This is a genomic window from Patescibacteria group bacterium, assembly GCA_041665365.1.
Lineage (GTDB): Bacteria > Patescibacteriota > Patescibacteriia > UBA9570 > UBA9570 > UBA9570.
On the sequence record JBAYIY010000003.1, the window covers coordinates 118,019 to 138,174 of the forward strand.

The 20,156-nt window shown below is 42.2% G+C and carries 14 protein-coding genes and 2 tRNA genes; 10 read left to right on the top strand and 6 right to left on the bottom strand.

Features of this window, described 5'->3' with window-relative positions:
* The first annotated feature begins 145 nt into the window (after positions 1 to 145).
* Positions 146 to 5,914, top strand: coding sequence for a carboxypeptidase regulatory-like domain-containing protein (locus WCV88_02435; protein MFA6475040.1), 5,769 nt, complete (start codon positions 146 to 148; stop codon positions 5,912 to 5,914).
* 271 nt (positions 5,915 to 6,185) lie between these two features.
* Here WCV88_02435 and WCV88_02440 read toward each other — a convergent pair.
* The 3 genes from WCV88_02440 to WCV88_02450 form a co-directional block, all read right to left on the bottom strand.
* A tRNA-Ser gene (locus tag WCV88_02440) sits at positions 6,186 to 6,274 on the bottom strand.
* A 54-nt stretch (positions 6,275 to 6,328) separates the two neighbouring features.
* Entirely contained in the window at positions 6,329 to 6,622 is a 294-nt protein-coding gene (locus tag WCV88_02445) for an STAS-like domain-containing protein (GenBank protein ID MFA6475041.1), read from the bottom strand.
* Between the two features lie 11 nt (positions 6,623 to 6,633).
* Entirely contained in the window at positions 6,634 to 7,368 is a 735-nt protein-coding gene (locus WCV88_02450) for a MerR family DNA-binding transcriptional regulator (protein ID MFA6475042.1), read from the bottom strand.
* A gap of 120 nt (positions 7,369 to 7,488) precedes the next feature.
* Here WCV88_02450 and WCV88_02455 point away from each other — a divergent pair, with 120 nt between their 5' ends.
* Positions 7,489 to 8,181 (top strand): putative metal-binding motif-containing protein, encoded by a 693-nt coding sequence (locus WCV88_02455; protein MFA6475043.1) that lies wholly within the window; start codon positions 7,489 to 7,491, stop codon positions 8,179 to 8,181.
* A 49-nt stretch (positions 8,182 to 8,230) separates the two neighbouring features.
* On the opposite strand, the gene WCV88_02460 is transcribed toward WCV88_02455, so the two are convergent.
* Genes WCV88_02460 through murJ form a run of 3 tightly spaced genes read right to left on the bottom strand, consistent with a single transcriptional unit; the run spans position 8,231 to position 11,105 of the window.
* Complete coding sequence (locus WCV88_02460) at positions 8,231 to 8,842, bottom strand: DUF2238 domain-containing protein (protein ID MFA6475044.1); 612 nt, start codon at positions 8,840 to 8,842, stop codon at positions 8,231 to 8,233.
* Positions 8,839 to 9,612 (bottom strand): C39 family peptidase, encoded by a 774-nt coding sequence (locus WCV88_02465; GenBank protein ID MFA6475045.1) that lies wholly within the window; start codon positions 9,610 to 9,612, stop codon positions 8,839 to 8,841. The genes WCV88_02460 and WCV88_02465 overlap by 4 nt, the downstream gene beginning before the upstream one ends.
* On the bottom strand, positions 9,609 to 11,105 hold the full coding sequence (murJ, locus tag WCV88_02470; GenBank protein ID MFA6475046.1) for a murein biosynthesis integral membrane protein MurJ: 1,497 nt from the start codon (positions 11,103 to 11,105) through the stop codon (positions 9,609 to 9,611). Before murJ ends, WCV88_02465 begins: the two co-directional genes overlap by 4 nt.
* Positions 11,106 to 11,162: 57 nt before the next feature.
* Here murJ and dnaG point away from each other — a divergent pair, with 57 nt between their 5' ends.
* From dnaG to WCV88_02510, 8 genes are all read left to right on the top strand, one after another.
* The gene (dnaG, locus tag WCV88_02475) at positions 11,163 to 12,872 is read left to right on the top strand and encodes a DNA primase (protein ID MFA6475047.1); all 1,710 of its coding nucleotides are present in this window, start codon (positions 11,163 to 11,165) and stop codon (positions 12,870 to 12,872) included.
* 5 nt (positions 12,873 to 12,877) lie between these two features.
* Positions 12,878 to 14,116, top strand: coding sequence for a sigma-70 family RNA polymerase sigma factor (locus tag WCV88_02480; GenBank protein ID MFA6475048.1), 1,239 nt, complete (start codon positions 12,878 to 12,880; stop codon positions 14,114 to 14,116).
* Between the two features lie 11 nt (positions 14,117 to 14,127).
* Positions 14,128 to 15,621: an FAD-dependent thymidylate synthase gene (locus WCV88_02485; GenBank protein ID MFA6475049.1), complete on the top strand. Its 1,494-nt coding sequence runs from the start codon at positions 14,128 to 14,130 to the stop codon at positions 15,619 to 15,621.
* A 41-nt stretch (positions 15,622 to 15,662) separates the two neighbouring features.
* Positions 15,663 to 15,734 (top strand) — tRNA-Asn (locus tag WCV88_02490).
* A 98-nt stretch (positions 15,735 to 15,832) separates the two neighbouring features.
* Positions 15,833 to 17,104: an ATP-binding protein gene (locus WCV88_02495; GenBank protein MFA6475050.1), complete on the top strand. Its 1,272-nt coding sequence runs from the start codon at positions 15,833 to 15,835 to the stop codon at positions 17,102 to 17,104.
* A gap of 76 nt (positions 17,105 to 17,180) precedes the next feature.
* Positions 17,181 to 17,741 carry a CDP-alcohol phosphatidyltransferase family protein gene (locus tag WCV88_02500; protein MFA6475051.1) on the top strand — a complete coding sequence of 187 codons (561 nt, stop codon included), beginning with the start codon at positions 17,181 to 17,183 and terminating at the stop codon, positions 17,739 to 17,741.
* A complete protein-coding gene (locus tag WCV88_02505) occupies positions 17,741 to 18,250 on the top strand; it encodes a CDP-archaeol synthase (GenBank protein MFA6475052.1) in 510 nt (169 codons plus the stop codon). Before WCV88_02500 ends, WCV88_02505 begins: the two co-directional genes overlap by 1 nt.
* Positions 18,251 to 18,338: 88 nt before the next feature.
* A partial coding sequence (locus WCV88_02510) for an integrin alpha (protein ID MFA6475053.1) occupies positions 18,339 to 20,156 on the top strand: 1,818 nt, incomplete at its 3' end.

The window sequence follows — 20,156 nt, forward strand, 5'->3', positions numbered from 1 at the left end:
TATTTGGGATTATTATAATTCACGGACAGTAACATCTTTTAGATAAGGTTTTGTACTAACTGTATAATTTCTCTAACTCTTCTTAAACAACTTTGATTTTTTCCAGTAGGTGACTTTATATCAATAAATCAGTATAATATGCCGTATGGTTTGGCAACGTCATAACATGAATTTCAGCGTTTTTCCAGTATTTGTTAGTGTTGTTGTTTTTGGATTGTTATCAGCGCACTCCGCGTTAGCAGCCACCTACACCGTCAGTAAAACTGCGGATACCAATGATGGCACTTGTGATGCAGATTGTTCGTTACGTGAAGCGATTACAACAGCCAATGGTGCTTCCGGCAATAGCATTGAGTTTAATATCAATGGCGGCACGGATGCTGGCTGTACCGGTGCCGGTGGGGTTTGTACGATTACTCCTGCCAGTGCCTTACCAGATATTACCGGCGCCTCAATGACAATCAATGGGTATACTCAAACTGGAGCAGTCGCTAATACTACAGCCAATGGCAGTGTTGTGACTGGTATCAATGGATTAAATACAACTTTACGAATCGTGCTGGATGGTACCTCAGCCGGTGGAGCAGCTAATGGACTAAAAATCAATGGGGTAGCTAATGTAGTAATTAAGGGCTTAGACATAATGCGCTTTGGTAGCAATGGTGTGTTGGCTACGGGAGCAGGAGCGACTAACTTGAAAGTGCAGGGTTGTTTTATTGGAACAGATGTTACCGGAACACTGGATCAGGGAAATTCTGGCAATGGAGTAGCGGCTGTCACTGGCGCTACAGTTATCGTGGGTACCGATGGTGATGGTGTGACTGACGTAGCGGAACGTAACTTGATCTCTGGCAATAGTACTTATGGCATTAACATTGCCGGTGGCACAGGTAGTAAAGTTTCAGCGAATATAATTGGCCTAGCTAGTGATGCCAGCACTGATCTGGGTAACTTAGGTAACGGTGTTTATGCAACAGTCTCATCAACCATCATCGGCACCAATGGTGATGGCACCAGCGATACGATTGAAGGCAATATTGTGTCAGGGAATGATCAAAGTGGGATTAACATTAATGGTGGTGGTTCAGATACTATTACTGGTAATATTGTCGGTCTGAATGGTGTTGGCACCACTACTGTCCGCAATACTTTGAATGGTATCTTGTTGTTTGGCACCGGTTCGAATCGAGTGGGCACCAATGGCGATGGTGTCAGTGATACCTATGAAAGAAATGTTTCATCCGGTCATTCTGGTAATTTTTATTATGGCTTAGAGGTGATTAGTCCAAGTAATACTGTGGCGGGAAATTATTTTGGCACGGATATTACCGGTACAGTCCTGCATGGAAATTTACGTAATGTACTTGTATCCGGCAATAATAATATTATTGGCACAAACGGCGATGGTAATGGAGATACCGTAGAAGGCAATGTCATAGCTGGTGGTACTGGCGCCGATGGTCTGTATATCAGTACCGTGGCAACTATCACAGTTGCGGGCAATAAGATTGGTACAGATTATTCAGGCACAGCCGCGCTGGGCAATACCCATGGTATTCGGATTGATGGAACAGATTCAGGCATTGTAATTGGTACCAATGCCGATGGTGTGTCCGATAGTGCCGAGCGCAACATTATTTCCGGTAATCAGGTGGGTATTTTCATGGAACAAGGGTCTTCCAATACTGTGATTGCCGGTAATTATATTGGTTTGAATACTGCTGGTACGGGCACAGTTGGTGGCTCATATGGTGGTAATCGCTATGGTATTAGTATTGGTCGAATATGGCCTGGGGCGGGTACATCCAGTGACAATCGTATCGGTACGAATGGCGATGGGGTGAATGATGCCGCTGAGGCTAATGTTATTTCTGGTAATTATACTTATGGAGTGGTCATGGCCACCGGCAATAGTAATACGATCGCTGGCAACTATATTGGCACCGGTCCAGATGGAGTGACAGAGTTTGCTAATGGTGAAGCAGGCATTGCGTGGTACGATGGTGCTCCTGACGTTTCCAATAGTTCAAGTAACACTATTGGTGGTGATACTATAGCTGAAGGCAATGTTATTGCGTCTAACGGTTCTTATGGTATTGAACTAAGCGGGGTATCCAGCGATGGCAATTTAATTAGCCATAATAAGATGTTTTCTAATCTACTTGAAGGTATTTTTCTTCCCGGTGATGGCTCAAATAATGATATGAGTGCCCCAGTCATTACTAGTTGGGCACCAAGTGGATCAGATTTAACTATTTCCGGAACCGCTCCGGCCAGTGCGGTAGTTGAATTATTTGATGCCTCCACCGATGAAGGAGAAACCTATCTTAATGCCGCCACTGCGAATGGGTCTGGTAATTGGTCAACTACGATCAGTGCCCCCTATACAGCGGCTAATAATACTTTGGTCGCAACCGCCCGAGATGGCAGCAATGATACATCCATGTTTAGTGCTGTGTATACTATCACGGATATAGCGCCGACTACACCAACCGATCTGCAAACCTCCAGTCTGTTTGGGGGTTGTGGATCAGATAGTACTCCAGAGTTTTCTTTTACGTTAACAGATAGTGATGTCGTAGATACGGTTGGTTATCACATTCAGATAGATAATGATGCAGATTTTTCATCACCCGTGGTTGATTACAACTCAGGGTTAGCTGCTCAAGGCACAGCCTCATTTGTAGTTGGCCAAGCCGTTGGCTCTGGTGTATATACCACTGGTTCTGCTGGACAAACGTTAACAGACGGAAGTTATTCTATGCGGGTGCAAACCATTGATTTTCTTAGTCAAACATCAGCTTATGTCACACAAACATTTGGAGTTGATAATGGTGTCACAGTTAGTACACCCGCATCAGCCACCACATCCGAATTAGGTGATACAACTACTTTCACAGTGGTGTTAGCTTGTCTGCCACAAAATGACGTGACTATACCTGTAGTCAGTTCAGATACCACTGAAGGTAGTGTTTCCACGGCGGCACTCACTTTTACTACTGGAAACTGGAATGTGGCACAAACTATTACAGTGACAGGAGTAGATGATTCTAGTTCAGATGGTAACATTAATTATTCAATCCAATTAGGTCCAACCACTTCGAGTGATACGGCTTATAGTGGGGTCACCATAGCTGATGTGTCACTGACTAATATTGATGAAGATTTACCACCACAGTTTTCTGGTACCATTCCGGATCAAACTTGGGATGAAGATACTACTTTAACTAATGTCTTTAATTTGGATGATTATTTTACTGATCCCACCACAGAGGGGCTTAGTTACAGTGTGGCCGGGGCTGACAATATTACAGTGACAATTGGGAGTGATGGACAGGTAACGCTTGTTCCTGATGCGGATTGGCATGGTACGGATACAATGAAATTTGTGGCGCAAAATTCTATTGGGCAAACTAAGTCTAATCAGGTAACTCTGACAGTAGAAAGTATTAATGATGCACCAGAAGCGCCCACCATTTTTTCGCCGTGTTGTCAGGATGTGACAGCTTCATTGTCGCCGACTATTTCCTGGCAAGCAGCCTCTGATCCGGATCATACTACAAGTGAATTGTCGTATGAGATACGGTTCGGTTCGGATGCTGATCCGCAAAATAATTATCATTTTACAGCTAGTACTTCTGCCGGTAGTAAATCTGTAAAAATTTCTCCAGATTTAACTGATGAGAAGACCTATTACTATGTGGTACGAACCATTGATCCACTGGATGCTAAGTCAAATTGGTCTGAGATACAAAGCTTTTCCACCAATGTCAGTTATAGTCCTGACCTACAGTTAGCCAAAACGGTAGAATTACCGGCCGAACAGATTGCTTGGTTTGGCATCAACTTTGCTGCCTTATTCTTGATCCAACCAGCTCAGGCCAGTGGGTTTGCGATTATTAGTCCAGACCAAATCGCTGACCAATCGTTCATGGTGTTAATCGGATCACTGACGATATTACTCTCCGCCGCGCTGGTTATATTAGGATTGGCTCGTCATCCGAAAAATTTCGTGACAGCCTTACTACACGATGTGCCAGTGGCATTTAAGCGGATTCATAAATCGGGTCATGGCACTATCACCACTTCGTATACGAGTTTCAGACGTCGGTTAGTAACCGCTCGTAGTATTATCTATCTGGCAGCGCTTGTGTTTGTTCCTGCCCTCGTCATTAATGGATTACATGCCGAAGTGAGTAACTGGTTACAGCGGGTACAAACGGTCAGTACCACTATACAACCAGGTGAAACTATGACTATATCACTCAGTTATAGCAATACAGGTGATGGTGACGCTACCAGTGTGGTGTTGTCTGATACGATCCCTGGCGAAACAACTTTGCTCAGCAGTTCGATACCGGCCACACAACAGGCCGACCAGATCAGTTTTGACCTGGGCACCATCCCGGTAGGTGGCACAGGCACAGTCAGCTATCAGTTGGGTGTAGCCGAACCTTATGATCATGATTCAATAGTACTTGATCCGGCAGAATTAATCGCTAACGAAATAACGGCCTCGGTGTTGTCGGATAGTGTGGTAGTCCCTGTAGTATCCGGCACTATCTCTGGCCAAGTAACTGATGGCGCTGGTGTTGGAATCACCAACGTGTTGATCACATTACAATGGGGCGATCAACAAACCTTCTCAACACTCACCGATGCTAATGGGTATTATGTATTGAGTGGCTTAGCGAGTGGGGATTATGTAGTGACGGCCTACACACAACAAAAAACGACTAGCTTGACCCGTGGTGGTAGTGCCACTGTTAATTTCAGTTTTGTCAGTAGTAGCATCCGTCAAGACAACACGAATACAAACACTGACACCACTACTGACACCACTACTGACACCACGACGGATGTCAAAACTCCAAAACCTATCAAGTTAACGCCAGAGCAGCAAGAGTTGGTGGATAATTTTGTGGTCACAGATTTAAATAATGAAGTATTACCAGAGAATCAAGCGGTGATATATCTGACCGATGATCCAAGCTCAGTTCCAACGGGTGCATTAGCCTTGCCGACCGCAACCGAAACATTAACCTTTCGTGGCACCACTGTACCGAATAGTACCATTACGATCCAAATTTGTTATACCATTTTAACGACTACTAGTGATGAAACCGGCGCCTGGATTATGGTAGTGCCGCGCGACTTATTACTCCAAGGTGATAATGTGATTACCGCCAGTGTCACACAAGGTAATGTGGAAGTAGACCAAATTGTGGTAGCACACGTCAATGTAGATAATGCACCTACGGCTCAGTCGACCAATTATTGGATAAATTTTATTGCCATCGCTTTATTACTACAGTTGAATATAGCCGCCTGGATAGTGTTACGCGTTCGGCACAGTAGTACGACGCTGTCTAGCAAATTGATTTTACTTCACCTGGTGACCGTGGTGGTAGTGGTCATCTTTTTGTTTGTGCCGGTGCCGCAAAGTCGGCAGGTGCAAGCGCGTGGGCATTTACGCCAAACCAATATCATGGCTAGATTGGTGAATAACCAACCATTGACTGATCAGTATATCACTTTTCAGGACACGCAAGCCTTAGAATTAGTGGGTTCAGCTTCAGCCGACCAACAGTATAGTGTCTCGATTTGTCCCAATCAACCATTCCGTTATGTGACCACCAATCATGCTGGTCAGTGGAGTTTGATTCTACCGGTGAGTGTACTGCCCAACTTCGATGTGACAGTAGCGATGCGATCAGCGACCGATACGACTCAAACTGAAGAGCAGTTAGTGGATCTCAATGTGCAAGAAAAATATGATACGGTGACGCTATGGCGTTGGATAGTATTAGCCTTGATTGCCAGTGGGGCGTTTATTACAGTGGGGAATTGGTTCATCGTGTATCGGACAGTGCACAAACCAAAAAGTAAAGAAGTAAAGGAGAATATGGCTTAGTAGCCAACGATTCTCCAGTCTGATGTTCCTTTAATCTTCGATTGAGATCATTCGTTGAACCAACATAAACCCAATTCTTTTTTACTTGGCTTTTAAGAAAATAGACATACCACATAACGAATATTATTTATTAAGCACTTCTGGCCTGCCAGACTGCACTAAGTTTCGTCTGGCCTGCCAGACTGCACTAAGTTTCGTCTGGCCTGCCAGACTGCACTAAGTTTCGTCTGGCCTGCCAAACGAAGTCCTGAAGTTGCTGAAGGACGTAGTTTGGCGGAGAGAGAGGGATTCGAACCCTCGATACCTTGCGGTATACACGCTTTCCAAGCGTGCGCACTAGACCAACTATGCGATCTCTCCTTACCTAAGGTTTTTAGCACTTTATTGGGATTTTGTACACTCTTTAGATTATTATTAGAGTTGTTTTATTTTTGGGTAGTTATGAATTTTTTCCAAAGTTGAAATAGTTAAAGCTACGGACGGATTGGTAGTATTTTTTAGAGATAATTTTTTGCCAAATTTTTTGTATAACGGAGTAATGAACTCATCGCCCCAAGACGGTGAAAATGAAATGACCTCTGAAAAATCTAAGATCACTGCTTCTGTTTTATTAATTTCAGATAAAATTGGCAAAAAAGCGGCATAAGCTTCTTTGCCAGCCTGGCGTGAGGCTAGCACAGTACCAAATTTTTTTAAAAATATATTCATAGTTATTTTAATTAAAATTTTAACAATGATAAACAACCATGTACAGTTGTGGCAGCAGACAAAATTTTAAAATCGGTTTTATCTGGAGAGATCGTCAAGATGGCATCACCAGTCTGAAAGCTTAAATTGGCTCGAGCCTTTTCAATGGCCGCTTTAACATATTTTAAACCATTGCCGCGATGTTCTGATTTTCTGCTACTCAGCACTTCAGTAAAGGCAACATTTAGTGCTTCTGCATCGTTTTTTAAGTCGTGTTTAATACGGCGCAACGTTGTTAAAATACCAACACCACGGTCAGCTAATACTACCATACGTTTACCGATATCGTAGGCAAAAAATGTTCCTGTAATATCTGGCCAGTTACCGATGTTGTGATCATATGAATTATTTCCAATTTCACCAGCCGCCGAAGAAATGAGTGAAGCAATATTTTGCACAGACTTTGTATTAGTTAATTCATAAGCCAAATGTTCGAGCCGAGCTTTAAATATATCACTAGTTGGACAATAAAACTCTTTAGCCAATGCTGGGGGAGTAATGGCACTAGCCCAATCTTGACCTAAACGAAAAATGCCTTTTGTCTTCTTACCCAAATCAGCCAGCGAATAATACCGATGTCCACCAGGTGAAATAAATGTTGAGCTAAAAGAACCATTTTTATCCCAGCGGCGCAAGGTTGTTTCAGTAATCCCTAAGTATTCTGCTGCTTGGCTAATAGTAAGGAATTGTTCAGTAAAATTGTACATATATTCATATATTATACAAAACTATACATTTTTGTCAAATCTATACAAATCTATACATTATTTAAAGTTGACTTATTGATCAATAACTGATATTAAGGTACCCCAAATACGGAGAGAGACGTGTTCAATAAGTTCTTTCATGTGTTTTGTCCGGTTTTTTTCGTGATTTTTGGCCTGGTTGGGTGTGACAAGCACACCACCCCGGGCGGAGGGGGCACCGCTACTGCACTCTGGTACGAGTTTTGTGGAGGGGAGGTCGACGCGGACTGTGACGGGTATCTCGAACCCGCCGACTGCGACGATGCTGACTCGGCCGTGAGCCCGTACGCTGTCGAGGTCTGCGACGAGATCGACAACGACTGCAACGGGGAGGTCGACGAAGACCTTCCAATGTTGGAGTGGTATCCCGACGACGATGGCGACAGCTACGGAGAAGATGGGTCAGAACCCATCCTCGACTGTCGCGAACCACGCGGGCGGTATACCTGGCGCGACGGCGACTGCGATGATAGTAACATCTCAGTCAATCCGGCCGTGCCCGAGCACTGCAACAGCATCGACGACAACTGCGACGGCATCGTCGACATCGATGCCTGGGATACCCATGAGTGGTATCCCGACGTCGATGGTGACGGCTACGGCGACGAACTCGCCGAACCCGTCTCAGCCTGTTACCAGCCGCCCGGCTACAGCGACTGGCCGGCCGACTGTGACGACACCAACGCGGAGATCTATCCGCGGGTGGCGGAGGTCTGCAATAACGTCGATGATGACTGCGACGGGTGGGTCGACGATGGGTTGACCTGCGAGTAGTCGCAATAAGTTAGGGGGAACAAGCTCGAGGTTGATGGTCACACTGATCTCATCTCGGGCTTTTTCTGTTTTTTCCAGCCAAACGCCAATGGTTAACCACTAGGATGGTTGCCATAATGGCCGAGCCAACGGTGTTATACGTGATATCTAATAAAGTATTAGTGTAATCACCCACTTGTTTTCCGATATTAAAAATCAACACCGCAATAAACTCAATTAATTCATTCACAGCACCTAAACCCATGCCAACTAGTACTAACAATAAAATAAAATAACCGCGTCTCCGTTCAAAGGTGATATTAAGCACGGGAAAAAGCAAGGCATGAGCCAGCATCACCATAATGGCACTACCTACCATATGAACAAAATTATCATACCGAAACAAACCTGGTATTAAATAGAAATCATATAATCTAATATCACCTAAATAAGCATTGCTGCCGAGCAAATGCAGTAACCCAAGCAGAGATAATGAGGTGAGTAGAATCGGGTAAAAATGCAGTCGGCGATTAATATAAACAATCAATCCAATCGACAAAACAATTAGTGCCGTATCATAAATAAATTCAACATTGCCTTTGAGCAGAGAGTGCAACGAAAAGATCGAGACATAAACGAAGGTGAAATAGACAATGAATTTTTCAAATTGGTTTTGTGTCATATAGGTTTAACAATAATAATGGCTTTTTGACCAGTGGGAACATTGCCATCATTCCAATCGTGAATGGCATCATAAAACTTATCATAGTCATAGGTATAGTCGGCACCCTTTCTGGTACCGGGGTCATTGGTAATAACATAATCAGGTGTGTAACCTTTAATTACTAACATGTGGTAAAGCGGTCCGGGGGCGGTAAAATTTGGATTACCCAATTCACGTCCGGCGGCGGGCACCAGTACTGGGTAACCTTGGCTGATAGCTTGTTTAATATCATCCCACGTAAAATCATAGATCACCTCACTTGTCAGATCATCATAAATGTAATTTAACACTTCAGAAGTTTGGGCAGCAGTCAGACTGGGGCCATAACCAAAATCCGTTTCTTCAGTATCGATAATATCCAAGATGGCTTGTTCGGCATCGTTTTTATCTACAATACCTCGATTCTCTAAAAACCTAGCCGCCATTAACATAGACGCTTCTTCACAGGCTTCTTCATGAGTGGCATCCCAGTTCGTGGATGGTGCTTGAGATGTAAAAGGGATCGATAAATTAAATTCATCGGGTGGTGTGATTGGAACAACCGGTTGTTCCGGTAGAGACGTTGCATGCAACGTCTCTACCGGAACCGGAATTTCTTCACGGGTTACCGCCACCGGCACAACCGGTTTTGGTATTAACCAATCTTTAATGGTGACGCGTTTCAGCCATACCACCATACCAAGACTAGCTAGTAATAAAACAATAATAATGATTATAATCTTTTTCATGATGATTTTCTTAAATGAACTTGTTTTAAAATGATTGATAATTCTTGGTTTTTTAATAAATACATAACAATATTATATGTGATGATGCCAGTTCCGGCCATACCAATCAGTAGGGGTAATTCATGAATTACCCCTACTGATTTAATTGCCCCTACCAAAATTGCCATTACCAAACAGCCGACCACATTTTGGGCACCATTTTTTATAATACTATAATCAATGATGTGGGGTAATTTCCAGACGAATAAAATATCTATGATTAATGTCATAATCACAAAACCCACCGCTAAACCTGTCACACCCCAGAAACTAGTTGCCACGACACATCCGATCACATTTACGACAGCACCGATAATTGTAATAACGGCGGGAGTTTTGGTATCGTGCTTAGCGTAAAAGGCGCGCGCTAAAATATGTTGGAGACTTTCTAAGGGGATTAGTAAAGAAAAAACGATTAAAGTGATCGCGGTTGTCTGAATCGCGGCGGCATCAAAGGCGCCGCCACCAAGAAAAACTGTAATGAGTGGTTGGCTAACAAACATCATACCCACCATCGCTGGTAACGTGAGAAAAAAAATCATGCGTAATGCTTTACGTGTGTTATTCATTAATTCTGACGAGTCACTAGCCAGTACAGGAAAAATAACTGTGGCCAAAGCAATGCCTATAAAGCTCACTGGTAAACTTTGAAAATTACGTGCGAAATTAAAAATCGCGACGCTGCCCGGTTGTAAAGTAGAACCAATCGCATTAAATGTCCATAAACTAGCTTGGATCGCCAGTAAACCAATGACGCGTGGACCCATTAATAACAAAGTTTGTTTAACCGCCGGATGTTTGAATGATTGTTGGATAAACTCGGGTGTATAACCGAGGCGGAGTGTAGCTACCAACCTAATAATAAGATGTAACATGGCGCCAAGCACTACACCAAACACCACGCCGCGAATACCAAATGGTTTGGCGAAAAATATTATCCCGATCACGATACCTAAATTATACAACATGGGTGACAGCGCGTAGGCCAAGAACCGGTGTTGGCCTTGCAGAATGGCGCCAAACAAAGTACTGATACCAAACAACAAAGGTGATAACAATAATATTCGTGTCAGTGTAGTAAGTTGAGCCAATTCAGTTGCAGAAAAACCTGGTGCCACCAAAGGTGTGATCCAAGGCATAATCATAAAAGCCACCACATCTACCAGACATAAAGCTACAGCCACAACCGTGAGAATGGCGTTACTGGCTTGGTAAGCAGGTGCCTTACCCTGTTTTAGTAGTTGAGCAAATACAGGAATAAAGGCCGTGGTTAGAGCCGCCGCAAACAGGTTCATGATTAAATCAGGCAACAAGAAGGCGGAATTAAATAAATCCACATCGCGGCTGGCGCCAAAGGTTTGCGCCAAGAGACGATCACGCGCTAGACCTAATATATAACTACCGGCCGAGGTACCGGCCAAAAGCATGGCATTGCGGCCGACGCTACGATTCATAGGGGTGATTGTATCAACCCTTGAAGTAAACGGGAAGATAGGCTAATGTACACACCCATGGCTGATGTAATTATCGAACAAATTAAGCAGCGTCTTGATATAATTGAGTTGTTATCGGAGTATTTAAAATTGCAAAAAGCCGGCAGTAATTGGCGCGCCATTTGCCCCTTTCATCATGAAAACAGTCCCTCTTTCATGGTGAGTAGTGAGAAACAAATTTGGCACTGTTTTGGTTGTGCTAAGGGCGGCGATATTTTTACTTTTATTCAAGAGATAGAGGGGATAGATTTTGTTGAGGCTCTGAAATTATTAGCCGATAAAGCCCATGTCACATTGCCGCAGTATAATCCCACACAACAGGATCATAAACAAAAATTATTGCACATTATTAGTCTGGCGCAACAATTTTATAGTTCAGCTCTGCAAGAATCCAAAGAAGGTGAGATTGCCCGACAATATATTAAGCAACGTGGCTTGTCAGCTGACAGTGTGGCAGCGTTTGGTTTAGGCTATAGTTATTTAGAGTGGGGGAGGCTACACGATTTTTTAAAACAACAGGGTATCAGTGAGGCCGATCAAACCGCCGCCGGCTTGTTAATAAACGGGCACGATCGGTTTCGTGGACGCTTGATGATTCCATTACATGATGGGCACGGTACCGTAGTTGGTTTTACGGCGCGAACATTACAGGCGGATGAAACTGGTGGTAAATATATCAACTCACCGCAGTCGGACATTTATGATAAATCAAATGTCGTGTTCGGGTTGTTCCGAGCGAAGACTGCTATAAAAAAATTACACGCCACTTTAGTGGTTGAGGGCAATCTGGATGTGATCACGGCGCAACAGCATGGTTTTACCAATACTGTGGCCACTTCCGGCACGGCTTTTACCGAGCAACAAATTCTGCAACTCAAACGGTATTCACCTAATTTGTTGTTAGCCTTTGATTTAGATTTAGCCGGGCAAGCTGCCGCTGAACGGGGGATTGATTTAGCCATGCGCCATGGTATGAACATTAAAATTGTGCGCTGGCCAGAACAATATAAAGATCCCGATGATTGTATTCGTGCTAATGCCAGTTTATTTAAAAAGGCTATTCATGATGCCATTGGATTGGTTGATTATTGGTTTATCCATGCCGGTAGTGATTTGCAATTAACCCGGGTTGAACATAAAAAAGTGTTAGTGCAACGGCTCTTACCTAAATTGGCTAAACTAACCGACCCGGTTGAACAAGCACATTACCTACAACAACTGGCTGATGTCGTACATGTGGATGTTAGGATCTTACAAGAGAAGATCGCTAAGGGTATGAAGTCGAACGGTAATGTGGTACGTGTGACACAAACTAATCAGCCCAAAACAAAACCAGTCCTCGATCGCTCGACCCGTTTAGCTGAGTATGTCTTTGGAATTACCTTATTGCTACCGGAGCAGTTTGGTTATGTGCGCGATTATCTTGATCCTGAGTTTGTAACCGATCCAGCCTTGCATGACCTTTACATAAGAATGCTAGATCAGTATAATAAGTCGGGTCAGTTTGAGTGTCCGGCTGATACAGATTGGCTGAATCGGCTGCGTTTACAGGTAAATGTTGAACCAACAGCAGACGCTCTAATTCAAGGAATTCGAGAATTGCATAAGCGTTACATTCAACAACGCTTGCGTGATATTGAAATCGAGTTAAAAGACACCACCACAGGGGACGCATTATTAGAAGAGGCTAATTTACTTACACAACAATTGACCGAACTATCCCGTTAATATCTATGCCCAAACGATCGGCCAAACCAGTCAAGTCAAAACCAGCGGCCAAACCAAAAACCAAACCGAAACCTCGGTTGGTTAAGAAAGTAGCCCGTAAAATAAAAAAACCCACTGCTCCTCGTACGGCAGCCGTTATTTTAGCTGAGGCGGTACCGTTTCCGATTGAAGGCGCTGAGCTGTTATTAAAAAAAGGGCGCACCCGAAACTTTCTCACCGAGACAGAAATTTTATATACCTTCAACAATTTAGAAGATTACGTATCAGACTTTGAACAGTGGTTGGGACAATTAGAAAAATCTAGTATTCAATTAATTGAAACCGACGGTAATGTGCTTGGATTAGATGCGAAGAAAGTTGGCCTGGTTGATGCTAATCGTGAAAAAGCCGGTAAAGCGGCGATGGATTTATCCGACATTTCTGGCGATTCTATTCAGATGTATCTGCGAGAAATTGGTAAAGTGCCGTTGTTATCAACTGAAGAAGAAATTCGTCTGGCAAAATTAAAAGAAGCGGGCGATCTTGAGGCCAAACGAAAATTATTAGAAGCCAACTTACGGTTAGTGGTGAGTATTGCGAAAAAATTTACCGGGCGATCATTATCATTGTTAGATTTAATTCAAGAAGGTAACATCGGTTTACATCGGGCCGTTGAGAAATTTGATTATCGCAAAGGTTATAAATTTTCCACCTACGCCACCTGGTGGATTCGCCAGGCCATTACGCGGAGCCTGGCCGATCAATCACGCACTATTCGTATCCCTGTGCACATGGTGGAGACAATCAATAAATTCCAACAGATTGAACGCGGTCTCATCCAGATTTTAGGGCGCGAACCATTGCCGGAAGAAATTGCTGCCGAAATGGGTGAGGTAATTGAGAAGGTTCATACGATTATTAAGATTTCTCAAGAAACCGTCTCGTTAGAAACTTCCGTCGGCGATGATGAATCCGAAGATTCTACGTTAGGTGATTTTATTGAGGATCAAAAAACCATGTCGCCCGATCGCTCCGCCTCGTTGCAGTTATTAAAAGACCACGTCTATGACATCATTAAAGATTTACCACCGCGCGAACAAAAGATATTAGAGATGCGTTTTGGTTTAGTGGATGGTGTGTCACACACTTTAGAAGAAGTCGGCCAAGAATTTGGTGTCACCCGCGAACGGATTCGGCAAATTGAAGCCAAAGCCCTCGACAAGATTCAGCAGCACGTGGGTATGCGTAAATTAAGAGATTATTAAGACCTCTCCCCATGCCACGTAATGTTTATGCCATTAGTGGGTTAGCCTTTCCGCCGGAAGCTAGTGCGTATGGTTTAGCGCGGTATAGTCGATCCGCTAAGCCGGCTAAAGAAACATTTACGGCCATGGCAGAAAAAATGTTAGAAGGTGATGCTGCCATGCAGAAGTTTTTTGAAGTCTTTTATTTTCAATATGGTCATGCCTCGATCGCCGATTTAGCTCATGTCAGTATGGCCGTGGAAAATATTTCTATGATTGCCGCCATGGATTTAGTAGATGAACCACTCTGGGATGGGCAAGAACGATCTACTAGATACCAACATTTTTCTAAAGAGGCAGTCTACATCCCAGCTCATGCTCCCAAATCCTATATCACAGGTATTGCTTATTTAATGGCTGAATATAATAAACTTTATCCAGAGTTGTTAGCCGCTGTGCAAACACAAAATCCATTATTAAAAGATATTCCCGAACCAGCTTACCAGGGAGCCACCAAAGCCCGCGCCTTTGATATGGCGCGTTATCTATTACCATTGGGCACACTCACTAGTGTTGGTCAAATTACATCTGGCCGGACAGTTGAAAAAATGATCTCCAGATTATATTCCAGTTCTTATCAAGAAGTGCGTGATTTGGCCGATGATATAAAAAAGGCGTGTAATACACCGGCCTTTAATCCTTTCACTAAAGAAATTAATGCCGCCTTACGATCTATTAAAAATGCCCGTTTAAAAAAGATTCTTAAACCCCAAGCACCCTTACCCAGTTTGGTTAAATATACCGCACCGATTAAGTATTGGCTGCAAACCAGACAAGATTTAACTCAAGCCGCACACGAACTATTAAAGATCAAACCAGTTGATTCTAGCCACGATGTGCAAGCCTGGCATAAGCAAGATCCGTTAGTGGATGCGGTTACAACATTGTTTTATTCCGTGACACATTATTCATACCAGCAAATTTATCGAGTTGTTCATACCTGGTCGGAAAAGAAGCTCACCGAAATTTATGAATTAGGCACGCGTAAAAGGGGATCACACGATGAGTTGATGCGTGCCCTAGATACCCACAGTGTCACCTTTGATATTCTTATGGACGTTGGTTCCTATCGCGATATGCACCGCCATCGTCGCACCATTCAGGTGCCACAAGATTTTACGTTTCAACACGGTTATGACATGCATCCAGAAATAGGCCAGTACGGTGGGTTGTACCCCTATCAAGTAGCCATGGATAATATCACTGGTACTCTCCAAAAATTAGACAAAACCAACCATGCCGCCGCTGTTTATTTAATGCCGATGGGTTTCAAACGCCGGTCATTATTTAAAATGGGTTGGAACGAGATCGACTACATCGGTAAATTACGCACCGGTCCGGGTCGGCATTTATCTTATTGGAATATTGCCTTACGCATGGTTGAAGAGGCCAAAAAACTATCACCCGTACGCGCTAGTCGTATCCCGACTAAGCCATTAAGTATGGATTCTGTGTATCAACGGTAAGAGTTGACTATTTTTTTTTACTGTCATACAATCTGGTATATTCAGGAGTAGCTCAGCGGTAGAGCAGTACGCTGTTAACGTATTGGTCCTGGGTTCAAATCCCAGCTCCTGAGCATTGACTTTATCCTTTTTGTACAGTAGACTAACTGTACTGTAGAAAATAATCATTTTTTCTACAGTACAGTGTTTATAATGTAGATAATAGAGAAATATGCTCAAAGACGTTGTTTCAAGGCAAAAACAAGAAAAAGAACCAATGTTGTTGCAAAAATATATTGGTAGAACTAAGGATTCAGTTGGCCAGCAATGGCTGGATCCATCTTTGATTAAGGTGGTGTTAGGACCGCGCCGAGCTGGTAAGTCGATCTTTTCTCTTATGCTGTTAAAGAATCGGCCATTTATGTATTTTAATTTTGATGATGATGAATTAACTAATCCGAGTCGTATCAGTACAGATGAGTTGATGCGAGAGCTTCATGTCGCTTACGGTGATGTCAAACATATTTTGTTTGATGAAATTCAAAATTTACCGCGTTGGGAATTATTTTTAAACCGGTTACATCGTGTCGGATATAATCTAGTCGTGACTGGTTCCAATGCTCATTTGTTGTCCAAAGAACTGGCCACACATCTCACTGGTCGACATATTCCCATAGAGATATTGCCATTTGATTTTCATGAATTTCTTCGAGCTAAACAGTATGTCATTGATCCTGAATATGGTTCATTACCAAAAAACCAAGGTGAACTTTTACAGCTGGTTGAAGACTATATGGTTCGTGGCGGTTTCCCTGAAGTAGTGATCAATCAGCTTAATCCTAAGGATTATCTTAAGATTTTGTTTGACTCCCTTTTGTTTAAAGATGTAGTGAAAAGATACAAAGTGAAATTTGCAACTGAAATTAGTAACTTAGCCTCACATTTCATCAATCAGTTTTCTTCCTTGTATAGTATAGAAAAAGTGCAACGAGTATTGAACCTAAAAAGTGCTGTCACGACAGATAAATATACTACGTATCTAGAAGAAGCCTATTTGATCTTTTCTCTTCTGCGCTACTCACCTAAATCCGTGGTTCGAATAAAATCTCCAAAAAAAGTCTATGTAGTTGATAATGGATTTATCAGTGCCAAAGCGATTCAGCATTCCCCAGATAAGGGTAGACTAATGGAAAATTTGGTGTTCACTGAGCTGGTCAAACATGGCCACGAACCGAATCGTGACATTTTTTATTACAAAACCCGTAATGATCGTGAAGTTGATTTTGTTTTAAAACAAGACCTCAATGTCACGGATTTAATTCAAGTCTGTTATGATATGAGTAATCCGGAAGTGGAACGACGGGAAATAAAAGCCTTAGTAGAGGCCGGCGCTGAACTCAAGGTAAAAAAATTGACCATAATAACCTGGAATGAAAAACGTCAGGTGGAAAAAAATGGTATGACCGTACAGATTAAACCATTATGGGAATGGTTAATTGCATAGCACAATCTAGGGTGTTTTGTTAGTTTGTGTTAAACTAGTTGAGATGAAAATCTATTCAAGATTTGAATACAAAACCATGCTGTGGTTTCAAACGCTGAAGGGTAGTTGGTTAGCACCACTAAATAATCAATTGTTGCGTTGGAAAATTACGGCTAATCATATAAGTGTATTATCCGGCAGCACGGCGGCACTATCATTTCTGTTAGCGGTGATTTTAAATCAACCGGTCGTGTTTGTTATTGGTATTTGGTTACATTTTTTGTTGGATGGTTTAGATGGCAGTTTAGCGCGCGCATCCGGTAAACACGGTGATGCCATGGGTGTGGCCATGGATTTGGTGTTTGATAGCGTTGGTATTACGACACTTGGTTTATATGTTTCATATTTTAATTTGGTGAACAAGGTTGCGGCCATATTATTTATTATTGTTTATTTGTTGGTTATTTATATTTCATACCGACTGGCTCGAGTTGATAAAGAATATGGTTTTGTCGTTCGACCAAGATTGTTTGTGCTGTTGGCCATTCTATTTGATTATTTGTTCGCCTGGTCATTAACGCCTGGTGTAATATATATCTCAGATGTTTTATTAATTATTTTCATAATTATAGGGTTTGGTAAAATAATAAAAGCATGATGTTAACTTTAATAAAAGTCATTTACTTATTTCTACCGGCTTATTGTGCCAACATGGCGCCAGTATTTGCCAGTTCATTAAAATTACCCTTTGGGCAACCGATTTCTATAAAATATTTTGGTGAACATAAAACCTGGCGCGGTTTTATTACTGGTTTTTTTGCTGCTCTACTTGTGTTATATATCCAAAAATATTTCAAAATTGATAATATTTCTCTTTTAGATTATGACCAAATATCAATTTGGCTGTACGCTTTTGTCTTCGGCATTGGGGCATTAACCGGGGATTTAGTAAAATCCTTTTTTAAAAGATGGTTTAATAAAAAACCTGGAGTAGCCTGGTTTCCATTTGATCAGGTTGATTTTATAGTTGGTGCGATTATATTTTTATATCCGCTTTATCAGATAGATCTAAAAACCCTGTTAATATTACTGATTATAACGCCTATACTACATATCATTGCCAATATTATTGGGTATTTTTTAGGTTTGAAAAGTGTTTGGTGGTAAGTAATTGGGGGTTGACAAAAAAGCAATAATAAACTAAAGTCGCCCTAATCTTAGTTATTTTTTAGCCTTAATTATTTACCCTGGATTTATGAAAACACTCATATTGGGTCGTCTTATAACACTATTTGTGTTAATGTTTGGCTTGATTTTGCCTACCACTTATGTGGCAGCCGCCGATATTAGCTTGTCTACTTTTCAAAAATTTACCGGTCAAGGTGATGATTTATCTGGTTACTCAGTCGCCTCAGCTGGAGATGTTAACGGTGATGGCTACAATGATTTTTTAGTTGGAGCGTATGGAAATGATTCATCTACCGGTGCTGTTTATTTAATTTATGGTACTGATAGTATTTTAACCAGTGCAGATTTATCTACTGCAGTTAAATTTACCGGTGAGTCACCTAATGATTTTGCTGGTTATTCCGTTGCTTCAGCTGGAGATGTTAATGGTGATGGTTATGATGATATTCTAATCGGAGCAAAAGGGGATGATACAATAGGTACTAATGCCGGTGCTGTTTACTTAATCTATGGAGGCTCAAGATTGTCGTCATACGGCGGTTCATTATCTGGGGCAGTAAAATTTACTGGTGAAAAGGCCAGTGATAATGCCGGCTTCTCAGTCGCTTCAGCGGGAGATGTGGATGGTGATAATATTGATGATATCCTAATAGGAGCACCTTATAGTAATTCTTTGCTTCATACCGGTGCTGCTTATGTTATTTATGGCAAACCTATTCACTTAACCAGTGCCAATTTATCTACTGCAGTAAAATTTAGTGGTACGTTACTTAACGACAATGCCGGCTTCTCTGTAGCTGGAGCGGGAGATGTGGATGGTGATAATATTGATGATATCCTAATAGGATCACCTTATAATGGTTTTAGTGATGCCGGTGCCGCTTATTTGGTTTATGGTCAGACTTCCTTTACCAGTTCTAAATTGTTATTGTCTACTTTAGTAACTGCATCTGAAGCAGTTAAATTTACCGGTGCATCACCTGATGATTCTGCCGGTTACTCAGTAGCGTCAGCGGGTGATGTTAATAATGATGGTAATGATGATATCTTAATCGGAGCACCTTATAATGATGACGCTGGCACTGATGCCGGGGCTGCTTATTTGGTTTATGGTCAGACTTCCTTTTCCGGATATACACTGTCATCTGACGCAATAGAATTTACTGGTGAAACAATTAACGACAATGCCGGTTTCTCAGTCGCTTCAGCCGGCGATGTTAACAATGATAATTATAATGACATCTTAATTGGGGCACCTCTCCAGTATTTTACCGCCGGTGCAGTTTATTTTATCTATGGTCAAGAGGCTGATTTATCCAGTGCTTCATTATCAACTAGTGCTGCCATGTTTGTCGGTCAAGAATCGGGTGATTCGGCTGGTAATTCAGTAGCTTCAGCGGGTGATGTTAATGGTGATGGTTATGCTGATATCTTAATCGGAGCCCCTTATGCACTTAGTGATACGACCGGGGCTGACGCTGGTGCGGCCTATCTGGGTTATCTCTATGTTGATCTTGATGGTGACGGTCTAACTGGTTCATCTATTTTAACATCCGGTACAGACACTAATGATAATGACTTTGATAACGATGGTAGTGAAATTGGGACAGATTGTGATGATGGAGATGCTTCAATTTCGGCCAATCAGACCTACTACAAAGATAATGATAATGACGGTTTAGGTGATCCCGCTACTTCAACTTCGATCTGTTCATACACTGTGCCAACTGGTTATGTAACCAATAGTAGTGACACCAATGACAATGATTACGATAATGATGGTAGTGTGACCGGAACAGATTGTAATGATGCTGATTCTACTATCTCTACAAATCAAACCTACTACAAGGATAATGATAATGACGGTCTAGGTGATCCCGCTAAC